Origin of the sequence: Streptomyces glaucosporus, from assembly GCF_039533345.1 — a bacterium.
Lineage (GTDB): Bacteria > Actinomycetota > Actinomycetes > Streptomycetales > Streptomycetaceae > Streptomyces > Streptomyces glaucosporus.
The window spans coordinates 67,249-82,991 of the sequence record NZ_BAAATJ010000004.1; the positions used below are offsets into that span (position 1 = coordinate 67,249).

Consider the following 15,743-nt stretch of genomic DNA (forward strand, 5'->3'; position numbering starts at 1 on the left):
GCAACTTCGAGGAACTTCAGGGAAAGAAGCATCCAACGACGTGGGCATCATCGGTGACAGCCTGAGCAAGGCCGAGCAGCGGATCTTCACCCGTCCCATCCCCCGGACGGCACCCGCGCAGATGCGCTTCCTGGTCAGGAGCGAGAAGAGCACCCGGGCCGTCGCGCGGCTGCTGGGGATCTCCCAGCGCACCGTGGAACGGTATGTGAAGGGGCAGATCAAGCGGCCGCGTCCGGAACTCGCCGACCGCCTGGCCCGCGAGGTGCGGGCGCGCTGGCAGCCCAGGGTTCGGGAGCGGGCCCGCCGCCGGGCCGCCACCACCGACGGCATCACCGTCGAGGCCCGTGCCCGGTTCGGGTTCACCGCCGCTCCCGGTTCCACCGACGACGGCCGGATGCGGCGGATCACCCGGCACCTTCCGCCCGACTACGCCGCCCGCCTCTTCGAGGCCCAGGCCGCCGGCGCTCCGGAGGACCGGCTCCGGGCCGTGGTCGCCGAGGGCCTGCAGGAGGAGTACTTCCGCGACGGCGGCCGCCGCGCCCCGGGTCTGCTGGTGGAGTTCACCGACATCGACTACATCGAACTCGACTACTGAGCCCGCCTCCCGGGACGGCGGGCGCCCTCCGCGCAGCGCGGGGCGCTTCATCCGACGGGTGGCCGGTTCGCCCGGCCGGGCCGGACGTTCCGGCCGGGCTCTCCGGTCGGGGGCGGTCCCCGTCCGGCGGCGGTGCGGTCCCGTCGCGGAGCGGATGCATACGATCGCCGGCATGACGCTGCGACCCGTGATGGTGAACATCAAGGCCCTCGATGCCCCGGCGGTCGGCCGGTTCTGGGCGGAGACGCTCGGCTGGAGTGCCTACAGCCCCGGCGCGACCACCTATGTCGGCCCCGCCGGCGGCCTCGTCTGGCCGGATCCGGTCTTCCTCGGTGTCGACGTCGTTCCCGTCCCGGAACCCAAGACGGCGGCGAAGAACCGTGTGCACCTCGACCTCGCCACCGCCTCCGCGGCCCATCAGGCGGAGTTGGTGGCGCGTCTGAAGACTCTCGGGGCGACGCCCGCCGACGTGGGCCAGGGCGACGTGCCGTGGACGGTGCTGGCCGACCCGGAGGGCAACGAGTTCTGCGTGCTGGAGCCCCGGGAGGCCCACCGGGACACCGGGCCGATCGCCGTAGTGGTGGTCGACTGCGCCGATCCGCGGGCGATGGCCCGGTTCTGGGGGGAGGCGCTGGACTGGACGCTGCACGAGGTGACCGACGACCATGCGGTGCTGCGCTCCGCCAAGGGAGTCGGCCCGTACCTGGAGTTCCTCCGCACGTCCGGCGTGAAGACCGTGCCGGACCGCGTCCACCTCGACCTGCTGCCGTATCCCGGTGACGACAAGGCGGCGGAGGTGGCCCGGCTGCGGGCCCTCGGCGCCACCGACCTCGACCTCGGCCAGGGCGACGTGCCGTGGACGGTGCTGGCCGACCCGGAGGGCCACGAGTTCTGCGTCCTCGCCCTGCCCTGACGGACCGCCCTGACCGGCCCGGCCGGCCCGGCTGCCCTGACGCGGGGCCCCGACGGTGCCGTGGCACGTGAGCCCCGTGTGCTCGTGCGCCGTGGCCCCGGGGTGGGCCGGCCGGGCGGGTAGGGTCGCGCGCATGTGGGAGGGGCTGGAAGCGGTCGACTGGGCGGGCCTGGAGCACAACTACGGACCCACCGGGGACGTGCCGGGCCTGCTGCGCCGGCGCGCGGGGCCGGACCGGGCGGACGCGCAGGAGGCCGCGTCCGAACTGTTCGACCTGCTCTACCACCAGGGCGGCTGGATCTGTCCGGCCGCCACGGCCGCGCTGCCCTTCCTGCTCCGTCCGGCCGCCGCCCCGCGTGTGCCGAGCCGCCGCGCGGTGCTGGAACTGGTGGCGGAGCTGGCAGGGGAGGCCGGGCAGGTCGCCGAGGGGTTCCTGGATCCCGGCTGGCCGTCGGCCTGGGAGCGGGCGCTGCCGGAGGTGCTCGCCCTGCTGGCCGATCCCGCACCGGAGATCCGGCGGGCCGCGGCCGACGTGGCCGGTGTGCACCAGCCCCGGCGCGGACGTCCTCCCCGCACTCCTGCGGTGCCGGCGGGCGGAGAGCGATCCGGTGACCCGGCTCGACCTGGTCCTGGTCCTGGCCCTCGGCCGGGCGGTCCGGCGGGAGCCGGCCGGCGACCGGTCCGACGAGACCGGCGCCCTTCTCCGCTCGTTGCTCGGCTCCCCCGAGCCGCAGCTCCGGCTGGCGGCGGTGCACGCGCTCGCGGCCGGCGACCCGGACTTCGCGGCGGGGCGGCTGGAGCTCGCGCTGGACGCGGTCCGTCATCCGAGCGTGGCGTTGTGGCGGCACACCAACTCGGTGGGGAGCGGGGTGCGGGGTGTCCAGCACTGAGCCTCCGCCAACTTGAAGATGGAGGTCAAAGGGCTGGTGTGACGGCCTTCCAGGTTGCTCACGCGGGTAATCAGCGGTTGTCTGCGGAGTGGATCATCTGTCAGCGGTTGACCTCAAGGTCCGTCAGGACAAGCAGGGCGCGTAGAAGCCGGGTCGCGCGGGCGGGGTCGGTGCGGAGCTTGGTGAGGGTCCGCCAGTTCTTCAGGTGGGCGAAGCCGTGCTCGACCGGTGCGCGTCCGACGGCGAGGACGCGGTGGGCGGCGCCGGGGTGAGCTTGTGGGTGCGGCTGGCGATGAAGCCGGTGACGGCGGTGGTGGCCGGCCGGGCGCGGTCAGGTTTCGGAGCTGTGATCGGCTTCAGGCTTGGGGAAGGCGACGCTGATGCGTGTGCCGTGGTCCAGCCGGCTGTCGAGGTCGATGTGGGCGTGGTGGTGTTCGGCGATGGCGGTGGTGATGGCCAGGCCGAGGCCGGTGCCGCCGTGAGTGCGGCTGCGGCCTTTGTCGGCTCGGTAGAAGCGGTCGAAGACATGGTTGACGGCGTGGGCGGGGATGCCGGGTCCGTTGTCCTGGACGGTGAGGATGACCTGGCTGTCGCCGGTGCGCAGTTCGACGGTGCAGGGTGCGGCGGGTGGTGTGTGCATGCGGACGTTGCTCAGGAGGTTGGCGAGTAGGCTGCGTAGCTGCGCCTCGTCGCCGAGGACGGTGACGCTGTCTTGGATGTGCAGGGTGTAGGGGCGGGCGGGTTCGACGGCTGCGGCGTCGCAGACGGAGTCGGTGACGATGCGGCTGAGGTTGACGGGCTCCAGGGGCGCTTCGCTTTCCTCGTCGAGGCGGGCGAGCATCAGCAGGGCTTCGACGAGTTTGCCCATGCGCTGCACTTCCGCGTGCATGCGGTCGATGGCCTCGTCGACGGAGGCTTTGTCGGGCAGTGCTCCGTGCTGGTAGAGCTCGGTGTAGCCGCGCAGGGACTGCAGCGGGGTGCGCAGTTCGTGGGAGGCGTCGGCGACGAAGCGGCGCATGCGTTCTTCGGATGCCTCGCGTGCGGCCATGGCGCTTTGGATCTGGTCGAGCATGGCGTTCAGCGCGTGGGCGAGGCGGCCGACCTCGGTGGTGGGGGCGGTGTCGGCCGCGGTGATCCGGCGGGTGAGATCACCGGAGGCGATGGTGTCCGCGGTATCGGCGGCGTGCTCCAAGGGCCGCAGTGCCCGACGGACCGCCAGGGTGCTGACCACGGCCACCATGCACAGGCCGGTCAGTTCGGTTGCCACGATCACGACCCCGTTGGCGGTGGCGAGCCAGGCCAAAGCGGTTGCGGCGAGAGCGAGTGCGCACAGGGCCGTGACGAGGGCGCCGATCCGGGTCCGCAGGGGCCGCTGTCGCAGAAGCCGCCTGCCTCGCCCCGTGGCCACAGTGGCACGCAGGCGCGCGATCAGCCTGTGAGGGGGAGTACGGGAGGGGCGGGCCGCAGGGGTCATCGGGGTTCCCGGATGCTGTAGCCGACTCCGCGCTGGGTGTGGATCAGGGCGGGGCCGAGACTGTCGATCTTGCGGCGCAGGTAGCTGATGTACGTGGCGACGACGGTGTCGTCGCCATTGAAGTCGTAGGACCACACGTGGTCGAGGAGCTGGGCGCGGGGGACGACGCGCCCGCGGTGCAGCATGAGGTAGCGCAGCAGGCGGAACTCGGTCGGTGACAGGTCGATGGCGGTGCCGGCCCGGTGGACGGTGTAGGTGGCGGAGTCGAGTTCCAGGTCCGCGACGCGCAGGACCGGGTCGGTGCCGGCCCGGGGGCGGGTGCGGCGCAGTACGGCTTGGATACGGGCGGCGACCTCGTCCAGGCCGAAGGGCTTGGTGATGTAGTCGTCGCCTCCTGATGTCAGGCCGCGGACCAGGTCCTTGCGTGTGTCGCGGGCGGTGAGGAAGACCACGGCCTGCGGCAGTCCGTCCTGGCGCAGACGGTGCATGACCTCGAAGCCGTCTCCGTCGGGCAGCATCACGTCCAGCAGGATCAGCTCGGGAAGGAAGTCACGCGCGGCGGCGAGGGCTTCGTGAGCGGTCGCGGCGGTGCGTACGTCGTAGCCGACGAAGCGCAGGAACCGGCTGAGCGTGTCGAGGATCGCTGGTTCGTCGTCGACCACGAGCAGCCTTCCTTCGAAGGTCGGGCCGGGATTACGGCCGGTGTCGGTGTGTGCTGTGGCATCGCCTGGCATCGGGGGCTTCACTTCCTGCTGATCATCGGTGTTCTGTTCGATCGTGGCCGATCTCCGGGCCGTCTTCCATGTGAGTTCCGTGGGAAGAGGGCCGCCCGGGCTCCGAACCAGCGCTGTCGCCCGAACCGCCGTTCTAGCGTGGATGGCGCCTCGTAGCGGGCCTGGCCCGGCCGGTTCAGGGGATGAGCCGGCCGGGCCTCCCCGTCCTCCTCCTCGTCAGCACATCATCTGGGGGCTTTTGCGTGTCTACACTGCTCTACCGGCTCGGCCGTGGGTGCTTCCGGCATCGAAAGGCCGTCCTCGCCGCCTGGCTCGGTCTGCTCGCGGTGGTGGCGGTGACCGCGCTGAGCGTGATGAAGCCGTTCACCTCCGCTACCACCATCCCGGGCACCGAAGCCCAGCGCGCCCTCGACGTCATGGAGGAGGAATTCCCCTCCACCGACGAGTCGCATGTCACCGGCAAGATCGTCATACAGGCGCCCGCCGGACAGAAGATCACTGCGAATGCCTCCGCGCAGGCGGTCGCCGACCTGTCCGAGAAGGCCGCTGACGCCCCCGGCGTGGTCTCGGTGACCGGCCCTGCCGCCCAGAGCGGCACCGTCTCACCTGACGGCCGCACCGGCATCATCGAGATCGTCTTCGACGCCGAAAAGGCCGACGGCATCCCCGGCGTGACCTTGCTCACCCTTCAGGAAGCAGCGCACCATGCTCGCAGTGCGGGACTTACCGTGGAGACGGGCGGGGACGCGTTCACGCCCCCGGTCGAGGTGATGGGCCCGGGAGAGATCATTGGCGTTCTGATCGCCCTGGCCGTGCTGATCCTCGTCTTCCGGTCCCTGCGCACCGCCGTCATCCCGATCGCGACCGCGCTGGTCGGCGTGGCCGTCGGCGTGCTGTCCCTCCTTGCGATGACCAGCGTGATCACCATGGACAGCACCTCCATCACCCTGTCGGTGATGCTGGGCCTGGCCGTGGGCATCGACTACGCCCTGTTCATCGTCTCCCGTCACCAGACCCAGGTCCGCGAGGGCATGGATCCGGAGGAGTCGGCCGCTCTCGCCACCGGCACCGCCGGCGGCGCGGTGGTCTTCGCCGGAGCCACCGTGGTCATCGCCCTGGCCGCCCTCGCCGTGGTGAACATCCCCTTCCTCACCGTCATGGGCCTGGGCGCCGCTGCCACCGTCGTCGTGTCCGTCCTGATCGCCACCACCCTGCTGCCCGCCCTCCTGGGCTTCATGAGCCGGCGCATCACCTCCAGCCGCGTTCCGGCGCTGGCCCGCTCCGCCGCACGCGCCCAGCGGCGCCAGGCCGATCCCCGAAGGACCCCCGCGGCCCGCCGCTGGGCCACCGCGACCACCCGTCGGTCCTGGCGGGTACTGATCCTGTGCGTCCTGGGCCTGGGCATCCTCAGCGTCCCGGTCACCGACCTGCAACTCGGACTCGGCGGCGGCCCCGACCCGCGCAGCTCCGCCGGCCGCGCCCAGAAACTGATCGACGACAGCTTCGGCCCCGGCCACAGCGGCCCTCTGGTCGTCCTGGCCCAGGGGCCCGACAAGACCACCACGACCACCGCCGCACAGCAGGCAGCCGACCGGATCAAAACCCTTCCCGGCGTCGTCTCCGTCTCCCCGCCCATCGCATCCGACTCGGGCAACGCCGTCCTGCTCCAGGTCACCCCCTCCTCCGGCCCCGACACACAGGCCACCGCCACCGTCCTGTCCGAGATCCGCAGCGCACGCGACGGCATCGAGCAGCAAACGGGCACCCAGCTGAATGTCACCGGCAACACCGCAGTCAACATCGACGTCGCCGACAAGCTCTCCGCCGCCCTGCCCGTCTACTGCCTGCTGGTGATGGGCCTGGCCCTGCTGCTGCTCACCGTCGTCTTCCGGGCCATCGCCGTGCCCCTGAAGGCCGCACTCGGCTTCCTGCTCTCCCTCGGGGCCTCCCTGGGCGTCCTCGTGGCGGTCTTCCAGTGGGGCTGGCTGGCCGGCCCCCTCGGCATCGCGGACACCGGGCCCGTCCTGAGCTTCCTGCCCATGCTGCTCGTGGGCATCCTGTTCGGCCTCGCCATGGACTACGAGGTCTTCCTCGTCTCCCGCATGCGCGAGGAATACACCCACGGCAAGCCTCCCACCGAAGCGGTCATCCGCGGCTTCGGCCACAGCTCCACGGTCGTCACCGCCGCAGCCCTCATCATGATCGCCGTCTTCGGCGGCTTCATCCTCGCCGAAATGCAGGTCATCAAGGGCATGGGCCTGGCCCTGGCCGTCGGCGTCCTCGTGGACGCCTTCATCGTCCGCATGACCCTCGTACCGGCCGTGATGGCCCTGCTCGGCCACAAAGCATGGTGGCTCCCGCGCTTCCTCCAGCGCACCCTGCCCAACGTCGACGTAGAAGGCGAACAGCTCACGCGCCACGCCACCACCCCGCAGACCCTGCCCCACCACACCCCGCAGACCGTCTCCGCCCTGCCCGACAGGTACAACCAGTGAGGTAGTCCTCGAGACCCAAGCACCGTGCCGAGCTGACGTCGCATTCACACCCGAGCCACGTCAGCGCGGCCAGGTCCCCAAGCGAGCTGTCCCAGCGGGAGAAGAGTCAGGGCGTGCACGGTGCCAGCGCGTACGCATCGCCCCCGCTCACGCGACCCGTCTCCTGCACACCCTGTTCGTTCTGATGACCCCGAAGTCAACCACTGACAGATGATCTACTCCGCAGGCAACCGCTGACTACCAGCGTGAGCACCCTGGAGGCCCGTCACACCAACCCTTTGATCTGAATCCTCAAGTTGGCGGAAGCTCACTCAGTAAGCTTCCGCCGGGACTGTAAATCGTTCGGTGTAACTCCCGATCATGGAGGATGCATCGATGACCAGTGAGAACGTGGCCGAGCAGGACGCTGTCGAGTCGGCAATGGCTATGTCGGCGAAGGCCGTGGACGACCAGCTGATCGACGAGCTGGTGGGGCGGGCCCAGGCCGCGGACCATCGTGCAGACCTGCGTGGTGCATCTGCTGCGGAACTCCTTCCGCTATGCAGCCCGCCAGGACTGGGACAAGATCGCCAAGCTCCTCAAGCCCGTCTACACGGCGCCGACCGAGGAGGCCGCCCTGGAGCGGTTCGCCGAGTTCGCCGACGTCTGGGGCCGGAAGTATCCGGCGATCGTGAAGCTGTGGGAGAACGCCTGGGAGGAGTTCACCCCATTCCTGCGGTTCGACACCGAGATCCGCCGCATCGTCTGCACCACGAACGCGATCGAGTCGGTGAATGCCCGCATCCGGCGGGCGGTCAAGGCCCGCGGGCACTTCCCCAACTAGACCGCCGCCCTGAAGTGCGTCCACATGGCGATCATGTCGCTCGATCCCACCGGCAGAGGCCAGGCCCGCTGGACCATGCGCTGGAAGACCGCGCTGAACGCCTTCGACATCACCTTCGACAGCCGCCTGCCGGCAGCCCGTCAGCAGCCCAACTACCCCAGTTGCACCGCTCGTTTGACAGACCCGTGGGCGGAGGCTCACTGGACGGCGGCGCTGTTCACCGGCCCCTCCCCCGCCTTCGCCCTGGGGCTGCTGGCCGACCACCCCGACCAGGAGCAGCGGATCGGTGCCCTGGCGCAGGCGGGCGGGCTGCTGTCGCAGTGGCATTCGCCCGCCGGCGCGCTGTTGCCGGCCATCGTGGCGCGGCTGGACGATCCGGTTGCCGAGGTGCGCTACCGGGCGGCCGAGCTGCTGGCCTGCCTCGGCCCGTCGGCCGCCGGCCACGCCGACGCGGCCCTGTGGGCGCTGGCCCGGACGAACGACCCGCGCTGCCTGCCGGGGCTGGCCGAGCGCGTGTCCGGCGCCCGGTCCGGTTTCGCGTCCGCCGCCGCCCACTACGGCAGTGCCCGTGACGCCTTCCACCATCCCGCTCTGCCCGCCCTCCACGAGGTGCTCACCCTCCTCCCGGACCATGCGGAGACGCTGCTGCCGGCGGTCTGCGCCCGGCTCGGCCCCGCCGAGGACGTCCGGCTGGTCCGCGGGCTCTGCGACGTGCTCGCCGTCTGGGGGCCCGCCGCGGCGGCGGTACCGCGACTGCTCGGTCTGCTGGAGGACGAGCAGAGGTGGGCCGCGGCGGCGACGGCCCTGGCCGGCATCGGGCCGGCGGGCAGCGGGGGACGCGACCTGCTGCTGGCCCGGTCGCTCTCCGGCGGCGCGGACGCGGAGCTCGCCGCCTGGGCGTACTGGCGGATCGGCGGAGAGCCGGGCCAGGCCCTGAAGGTGCTGGGGCCGGCCGCCACCGAGGGCCGCTTCCCCCATCCCGCCCTGCGCAGGCTGGCCGATCTCGGCCCGCACGCCGCCGGCTTCGCCGACCGGCTCCGGACGATGGCCGACGCGGCCGAACCCTGGACCGGGATCGAGGCCGCGCACGCCCTCTGGGCCGCGACCGGCGAGACCGGGAGCACCGTCCCCGTCCTCCTGGAGGCCGTACGGGACCTGGCCGACGGCGTCTGCCGACCGGTCATGCTCCCCGCCGTGCGCCGTCTGACCCGGATGGGGCGCGCCGCCCGGCCCGCGGCCCGGCACCTGCGCGATCTGCCCGCGAGCGACCGGCGCCTGCACTACTTCGGCGGCTGGCGCGCCTTCACCGAGGACGAGTCCCTCCGCGCGGCCGTCGACGAGCTGCTCGCCGCGGCCGGCTGAGATCCGGGACGGATCCCACTCCGTGTCTCCGGGAGGTTCCCTCCGGGGCGCGGTCCTGTGGTACGGGGTCCGGTGGTACGGGGTCCGGGCAGGGGGCTCCGCGGTCACCGGGGGCGGTGCTCCGCGTGGTGCTCCGGGAGTTCGCCGGCTTTCCCCGGCCCGGCCGGGGCGGCTCGGGCATACTGGGGTACGCGCACTTCGCGTACAGGTGTGGTGAGGCCCCGGCGGACTGCCGGGGCCTCACTGCTGTGCGGAGCCGGTCGGCGGCGGTGTCAGGCCACCGACTGCAGGCGTCCCTTGCCCGCTCGCGGGGGGCGGCGCCGGTACTGGGGCACCTGGATGGGGGGAGGACCTCCGGCGGCCAGCACTTTGGTGAGCTCCGTGCTCATCTCGTGCTCGCTCTCGTAGCCGGCGATGGCGGGGTTGAGGGCGTAGCGGTGGCCGCGGCCCGCTCCCGAGCGCTGGACGATGCCCCGGCGGACGAGCAGTGCCATGGCACGGCTGACAACGGCCTGGTCGACGTTGAGGAGGTCCGCGATCTCGGCTTGGCGGAGGGGCACCGCTCCGCCGGGCTGCTGCTGGGCGACCATGACCGACAGCACGTTGATCGCCGTCGGGGTCAGTTCCAGCCGGTGCAGCATGGCGAGCAAGTCAGTGGCCATCAGCATGGCGTGGTTCCTTTCGTCAGGCCGTGTCACCGAGGGAGAACGGGCACAGGTCTCCTGCCAGCTCGTCGGGGAAGTGTGTGTCCAGTTGCATGGCCCTTAGCTCGGCGAGCAGTTGCTGCTGCTCCTCGCCGTTGCCGTTGAAGGCTACCCGAGGGTTGAGCTGGTAGGTGCTCCGCTTCACCTTGCGGAGGAGGTTCTTCTCGCACAGGGCGCTGAGGGCCAGGCCGATGCTGGTGCGGCCGACCCCGATCTCCTCGGCGATCTCGGCCTGGGTCGCCGCGATGAGGCCGCGTTTCTGCCGGCCGATGAGGTTGGACAGGACGGCGGTCTGCAGGGGGCTGATGATGCGCTTCATCAGGCAGTAGGGCAGGACGTACCGGGTGAAGTAATTGCTCACCAGGGAGTAGCCGTCCTTGCCGAGCATGTCGTGCGGAGGACGGCGGTAGACCACCGCTTTGACCGCGTGGACGGGGCTCGTGCCGAACTGCTCCGCGATCCGCCGGGCGAGGTCCTCGTTGTGGGCCGCGCCGGCGGGCTGCACCTGGGTCGGGGCGGGCCTGGGCGGCCGGCCGCGAGGGGTCCGAGCTGGTTGCACTCCATGATCCTTTCGCGTACAGGTGCCCGGCACTGTAACGAAAAGTTGATTCTGGAGTCATAAAACACGCCCAGGACATGACACCAGCGTCAAGTTTTTGTCGCCGACTGCCGACATCGGGCCTGGATGGGCCCGGGACGCCGGGAGCCCCGGGCCGGGTCGCGACCGGCGCCGAAACTTGTCCCCATCGTCAAGTTTTCGCCGAGAGTTGATCTCAGGATCAAGTTTCACCCCGTAATGTCGGCCGTGATGGGGCATCCAGGGGGGCGTAATGTCGGTGGCCACCGACATTACGTTTCGCAAAAGCGCAGGTCAGAGGGGGAAATCGCAAAATTCCTCTTACCAAAAAAGGCCCGCGCCGAACGCCTTCCCGTCACTGCCCTCTTGGTTGGTGCCCGGCTCGGCGACCGGCCGGGGGCCGCCGACCGGGACGGTCCGACCGTCACCGGGGAATCCGGCTCTCACGGTCACACTGCCCGACATCCCTCCCCGTTCTGCCCGCACCACCGAACGTCAACCCCGATGGCGGTGCGGCCGAGCAGCCGCCCGCACTGGTCACCCCCGCCCCATCGGGCCGCAACCGCGTTCCGTCTTTCCCGCCCGGGCACCACCGTCCGCCGCCGACGGCGAGGACCGCCCCGTCGGGGCACCGCAGGCCCGCCAGGGCCGAGGAGCCGCCGACCCGGGCGCAACCCCGGCCGGCCTGCCGAGACTGCGCCAGAGACACGGTGCCGGTGCCAGGACCGCCGGGTGATCACCGGAGCCCGGACGGGACCGGAAGCCCTGCGGCGGCCGTGAGCCGTCCGCCGGAGACACGGGACGCGCGTGTACGGGTTCCCTGCTGCCGGACGCCCTGAGCGTCAACTCGCGGCACGCGGTCGGTCCGACGTCGCTCCCCGTCCCAACACGCGGTTTCAAAACCGGGTTTTGAAACCGCGGGACTACCGGGCATCGCCGGGCAGACGTCAAAACCCGGTTTTGACGCGCTCGAAGAGCACCCGCAGTGCTTCACTTCGCGCACCTCGTGCCATGCTGTCCCAGTCCGCCAGTACTGGTCCAGCAGGACCGGGAAGCACACGGAACCAATGGAGTACCGCTCATGGCACGGATCACCGCGCTCATCAACCGCAAGGGCGGAGTCGGCAAGTCGACTCTGACCGTCAACACCGCGGCCATCACCGCCAACGTCCTCGGTCCCTCCCCCGAGGGGGAGCCCGACTACGTGGCCGCCGTCTCCGCAGACCCCCAGGGCTCCGCCACATGGTGGTCCGAGCGCGTCGGGGACGACCTTCCCTTCTCGTTCATCCAGACCAAGTCCCGTGCCGACCTCGAGTTCTTCCCCGAGCTGAAGAAGTCCCGGAAGGTCAAGCACGCTTTCATCGACACCCCCGGTTGGATGGACCTTCCCGAGGACGAGAGGCAGCGGGCCGGTGACCCCTTCGGGGACAGCGCCGCCGCCGACGCGATGCGCGCCATCCTGAAGATCGCCGACGACATCATCGTCCCCATCGAACCCGAGCCGCTCGGGTTCATGCCCACCCGCGACACCATCGAGGAGGTCGTCAAGCCGCTCGGCCTGCCGTACTGGGTCGTCATCAACAACTGGGACCCGCGCGACGGGGAGGCCGACCTCGAGCAGACGAAGGACTTCGTCCGCGCCCAGGGCTGGAAGCTCGCCAACACGGTCATCCGCCACTACAAGGTCCACACCCGGGCGGCTCTGGAAGGCACCGTCGTCACCCAGTACAAGAAGAACCGCGTGGCCATGGAGGCCCGCGAGGACTTCTACCAGCTGGCGCTCGAGATCGGAGCCGGGAGGAAGGGGCGCTGATGGCGGCAAGCAAGAAGAAGACGGCCTGGACCGACCTGCTCGGCACGAAGCCCCCGGCCGCTGCCAAGGAGACCGACGCGGCCGACGAGCCCCAGCAGCCTCCCGTGACGGTGCTGATGCACACCATCGTCGGGAACCCGGAGAACCCGCGGTCGGAGGAGGACTACACCGACGACGACCCGGAGTTCCGCGAGCTGAAGGCCTCCATGAAGGAGATCGGTCAGCTTCAGCCTCTCGCCGTGGTCTCCCGCGGCGTGTACGAGCGGGCCAAGCCGGAGGTCCTCACCCAGGCCAGACCGAAGGTCAGGGAGCAGCTCCGCAAGGCCGACTGGGTGGTGATCACCGGCAACCGCCGTCTGGCCGCCGCCCGCCAGCTCGGGTGGACCCGCGTCGACATCCGGGTCCAGGACCAGCTCGGCGACGAGGAGGGGCGACTCGACGACGCCGTCATCATCGAGAACATCCACCGCAAGAACATCGCCCCCATCAAGGAGGCCGAGTTCCTCAAGCGGATGGTGGAGAAGTACGGCTCTCAGGACAGGGTCGCCGAACGCATCGGCAAGTCGCAGATGTACGTCTCCCACCGGCTCTCGCTGCTGAAGCTCGCCCCCGACATCCAGGAGCAGGTCGACGCCGGGGAGCTGAAGCTGAAGGAGGCCCGCCAGCTCGCCAGCCGGACCGAGGACCACGCAGAGCAGCGGGCACAGGTCGCCGAGATCAAGAGACGAGCCGCCGAGCCCAAGCCGCGGCGGAAGCCCGAGACCGCGCCGGTTCAAAACCCGGTTTTGAACCCGCCCGTGGACGGTGAGGAGACGACGCCGTCGGCGGCCGTTCAAAACCCGGTTTTGAACCCGTCCGCGAGCGGTGACGAGCCGGCATCCCCGGCGGCCGTTCAAAACCCGGTTTTGAACCCGCCGTCCCGGACCGGGTCCGCGGGGGCGGTACCCGAGCCCCGGGCGGCCCGCGGCGCTGGTGAGGTGGAGCCGAAGAGGGAAGCGGACCTGCCGCACAGCGGTCCGTCGTCCATCGTCGAGCAACTGGCGCGCATGGACGAGGCGACCTTCTTCGAAACCGTCCGGCTGCTGAACCAGCAGGCCCGGCTGCGGAACGCGGAGATGTTCCGCACGATGCTGAAGGAACTCGAGACGGCGTAGAAGCCGGTCGCGGTTTCCCGTCGACCGATCGGTCCGGCTGCCGCAGCCTCGCGCGTGCGGCAGCCGGACCGCGGTCTTCGAGGGGCCCTGGAAGGCCTGCTGATGACTGTGCCCTGAGTGCTGTGCAGCACTCAGGGCACAGTCATCAGCAGGCCGCTTCGAGGCGGTGCCGGTGGAACCGCTGCCCCGGGCGACGAGTCGGCGGATGGCCGTGTGCCGCGTCTCCGGCCGGGGACAGCCGACGCGGGACGTCCGCGCCGGCCACGGTTCTTCCCGTCTCCCCCTGCGCGCTCAGAGGGCCTCCCCCGCCGGCTCGTCGTCCGGGGATCGGTTGTTCTGGGCGGGGACGGTGTGCTCGTAGGCGCGGGACTGGAGCAGGTAGGCGTCGCGGAACGCGCCGGTTCCGGTGGCCGGGTCCATGAGCTGCTCGAAGGTGCCGGCCTCGGCGACGCGGCCCCGGTCGAGGACGTAGATCAGGTCGGCGTGACGCACCGAGTGCAGCCGGTGGGTGATCAGGACGACCGTCTGGCCCTGGCCGGCGAGATCGCGGATCCGGTCGAAGACCCGCTGCTCGGCGACCGGGTCCAGCGCGCTGGTGGGCTCGTCCACGATCAGCACCTCGGCGTCGCGGTAGCGGGCGCGGGCGATGCCCAGGCGCTGCCACTGGCCGCCGGAGATCTGGTGCCCGTCCTTGTAGCCGCGGGCGAGCAGGGTGTCCAGTCCCCTCGGCAGTGTGGCGAGAAGACCGTCAGCACCGGCGTACGCGGCGGCGGCCTCGATCTCCGCGTCGTCCATGGGGGCCGCGGGGCGGCCGATGCCGATGTTGACCCGGGCGGTGAACGGCCACCGGTGGAAGTCCTGGGCGACCATGGCCACCCGCCGGAAGATCTGGGCGCGGTCCGCCTCGCGGGAGTCGACGCCGTCCCACAGGATCCGGCCTTTGCCGGGGTCCGGCTGGTACAGCCCGCACAGCAGCTTCACCAGCGTGGACTTGCCGCTGCCGTTGCTTCCGACCAGCGCGACGATCCTGCCGGTGGGAATGGTGAGGTCCACTTCCCGCAGGGACGGCTCCGGAGCGGTGCTGCCGGGATAGGTGAAGGTGACCTTCTCGAAGCGGATCTCCCGGACCCGCTCGGGCAGGTCACGTCCCCGCGCCGGGATGGCCCGCCGGGCCGCTTCCCGGCACAGGGTCTCGAAGTCGGCCACGAACAGGGCCTCCTGGTGGAGGTCGGTGATCTGGAGTACGAGCTGGTCGAGGGAGGCGGAGCCGGTGCGGATGGCCAGGACGGCGGTGCCGGCCACGGACAGCTCCGTTCCGCCGAACCACACCAGCAGACCGAGCACGCCGTAGGTGGCGACGGTGGCCACCCCGGTGGCGCCGTCCGCGAGCAGCCCCTTGCGGGCGGCCGCGCGGGCCAGGCGGGTCTGCTCGCGCTCGCTGGTCTCCGCCATGCCGCGGAAGTGGGTGAGGAGGAACGGGCCGACGTCGTGCACCCGCACTTCGGCGGCGGCCTGCTGGTCGATCAGCAGCCGGCTCAGGAGCTGGCCCGCGCGGGCGTGCTGCACGAACTGGTGGAAGCTGACGTAGCGCATCTTGGCGATCGTCAGCGAGCTCCAGGCGCTCGGCAGGGTCATCGCCACCAGCAGCGGCAGCAGCGCCGGGTGGAGGACGGTCAGCACACCGGCCGCGGCGGCGAGCGAGATGAGGGAGGTGAGGACCGCGGTGCAGTACCTGACCATCCGGCGGGCCGAGTCCGCGCCGTAGCCCGCGGAGTCCAGCAGCCGGTGGAACTCGTCGTCCTCGATCGCCGCCAGTTCCACCCGCGCCACCAGCGACAGGTACCGCTCGGTGGCCACCCGCTGCACCTTGGGCTCCAGCGCTCCGGTGGCCGCCGTCGACGCGGACCGCAGCAGCGACCCCAGCAGTGCGGTCACGGCCGCCGCCGTCAGCGCGGGCACCGCCGCCGACAGCCGCTGCGCCGTCGTCCCGTCGGTCAGCAGGTGCCCCAGGACGGTGTTGACCGCGACCAGTCCGACGGCCTGCGCGATGCCCCGTCCGAGCTCCGAGAGCCACACCGTGCGCAGCGCCCGGGCGTCGGCTTGGTGGGCCAGCCGCACCGCGGTGCCGACGAGTTTCGGCAACATGCGGGCCATGGACCACAGCCCCAGGGTCAGCCAGGCCCCCTGGTGCCGGCTCCACCCCACGTCG

General features: G+C 71.1%; 11 protein-coding genes and 1 pseudogene. 7 read left to right on the top strand and 5 right to left on the bottom strand.

The genetic code is table 11. The features are described 5' to 3' along the window. Positions 1–40: 40 nt before the first annotated feature. The 3 genes from tpg to ABD358_RS06370 all read left to right on the top strand — a co-directional run bounded on the left by tpg (position 41) and on the right by ABD358_RS06370 (position 2,398). Positions 41–595 carry a telomere-protecting terminal protein Tpg gene (gene tpg / locus ABD358_RS06360; protein ID WP_344629862.1) on the top strand — a complete coding sequence of 185 codons (555 nt, stop codon included), beginning with the start codon at positions 41–43 and terminating at the stop codon, positions 593–595. A gap of 172 nt (positions 596–767) precedes the next feature. Then, positions 768–1,508: a VOC family protein gene (locus ABD358_RS06365; protein ID WP_344629863.1), complete on the top strand. Its 741-nt coding sequence runs from the start codon at positions 768–770 to the stop codon at positions 1,506–1,508. Positions 1,509–2,116: 608 nt separating this feature from the next. After that, the gene (locus tag ABD358_RS06370; RefSeq protein WP_344629864.1) at positions 2,117–2,398 is read left to right on the top strand and encodes a hypothetical protein; all 282 of its coding nucleotides are present in this window, start codon (positions 2,117–2,119) and stop codon (positions 2,396–2,398) included. A 331-nt stretch (positions 2,399–2,729) separates the two neighbouring features. Here ABD358_RS06370 and ABD358_RS06375 read toward each other — a convergent pair whose 3' ends face one another. Both ABD358_RS06375 and ABD358_RS06380 read right to left on the bottom strand, forming a co-directional pair. Further along, positions 2,730–3,665 (bottom strand): sensor histidine kinase, encoded by a 936-nt coding sequence (locus ABD358_RS06375; RefSeq protein WP_344629865.1) that lies wholly within the window; start codon positions 3,663–3,665, stop codon positions 2,730–2,732. Between the two features lie 203 nt (positions 3,666–3,868). Beyond that, on the bottom strand, positions 3,869–4,606 hold the full coding sequence (locus ABD358_RS06380; protein WP_344629866.1) for a response regulator transcription factor: 738 nt from the start codon (positions 4,604–4,606) through the stop codon (positions 3,869–3,871). Between the two features lie 242 nt (positions 4,607–4,848). Here ABD358_RS06380 and ABD358_RS06385 point away from each other — a divergent pair, with 242 nt between their 5' ends. Beyond that, positions 4,849–7,101, top strand: a complete 2,253-nt coding sequence (locus ABD358_RS06385; RefSeq protein WP_344629867.1) for an MMPL family transporter — start codon at positions 4,849–4,851, stop codon at positions 7,099–7,101. A gap of 484 nt (positions 7,102–7,585) precedes the next feature. After that, positions 7,586–8,062, top strand: a pseudogene (locus ABD358_RS06390) (transposase); the annotation flags it as partial. 1,496 nt (positions 8,063–9,558) lie between these two features. Here ABD358_RS06390 and ABD358_RS06395 read toward each other — a convergent pair. Both ABD358_RS06395 and ABD358_RS06400 read right to left on the bottom strand, forming a co-directional pair. Further along, positions 9,559–9,948: a MarR family transcriptional regulator gene (locus tag ABD358_RS06395; RefSeq protein WP_344629868.1), complete on the bottom strand. Its 390-nt coding sequence runs from the start codon at positions 9,946–9,948 to the stop codon at positions 9,559–9,561. A 22-nt stretch (positions 9,949–9,970) separates the two neighbouring features. Continuing rightward, on the bottom strand, positions 9,971–10,549 hold the full coding sequence (locus tag ABD358_RS06400) for a replication/maintenance protein RepL (protein WP_344629869.1): 579 nt from the start codon (positions 10,547–10,549) through the stop codon (positions 9,971–9,973). Between the two features lie 1,099 nt (positions 10,550–11,648). Here ABD358_RS06400 and ABD358_RS06405 point away from each other — a divergent pair. Together ABD358_RS06405 and ABD358_RS06410 are read left to right on the top strand one after the other, a co-directional pair. Next, on the top strand, positions 11,649–12,380 hold the full coding sequence (locus ABD358_RS06405) for a nucleotide-binding protein (RefSeq protein WP_344629870.1): 732 nt from the start codon (positions 11,649–11,651) through the stop codon (positions 12,378–12,380). After that, a complete protein-coding gene (locus tag ABD358_RS06410) occupies positions 12,380–13,534 on the top strand; it encodes a ParB/RepB/Spo0J family partition protein (protein ID WP_344629871.1) in 1,155 nt (384 codons plus the stop codon). Before ABD358_RS06405 ends, ABD358_RS06410 begins: the two co-directional genes overlap by 1 nt. A gap of 291 nt (positions 13,535–13,825) precedes the next feature. On the opposite strand, the gene ABD358_RS06415 is transcribed toward ABD358_RS06410, so the two are convergent. Next, a complete protein-coding gene (locus tag ABD358_RS06415; protein ID WP_344630107.1) occupies positions 13,826–15,688 on the bottom strand; it encodes an ABC transporter ATP-binding protein in 1,863 nt (620 codons plus the stop codon). Between the last annotated feature and the right edge of the window lie 55 nt (positions 15,689–15,743).

Excerpts from the sequence above, each read along its gene's own strand:
- ABD358_RS06405 (WP_344629870.1), top strand. The coding sequence starts at position 11,649 with ATGGCACGGATCACCGCGCTCATCAACCGCAAGGGCGGAGTCGGCAAG.
- ABD358_RS06380 (WP_344629866.1), bottom strand. The coding sequence starts at position 4,606 with ATGCCAGGCGATGCCACAGCACACACCGACACCGGCCGTAATCCCGGC.
- ABD358_RS06365 (WP_344629863.1), top strand. The coding sequence starts at position 768 with ATGACGCTGCGACCCGTGATGGTGAACATCAAGGCCCTCGATGCCCCG.
- ABD358_RS06415 (WP_344630107.1), bottom strand. The coding sequence starts at position 15,688 with ATGGCCCGCATGTTGCCGAAACTCGTCGGCACCGCGGTGCGGCTGGCC.
- ABD358_RS06410 (WP_344629871.1), top strand. The coding sequence starts at position 12,380 with ATGGCGGCAAGCAAGAAGAAGACGGCCTGGACCGACCTGCTCGGCACG.
- ABD358_RS06395 (WP_344629868.1), bottom strand. The coding sequence starts at position 9,948 with ATGGCCACTGACTTGCTCGCCATGCTGCACCGGCTGGAACTGACCCCG.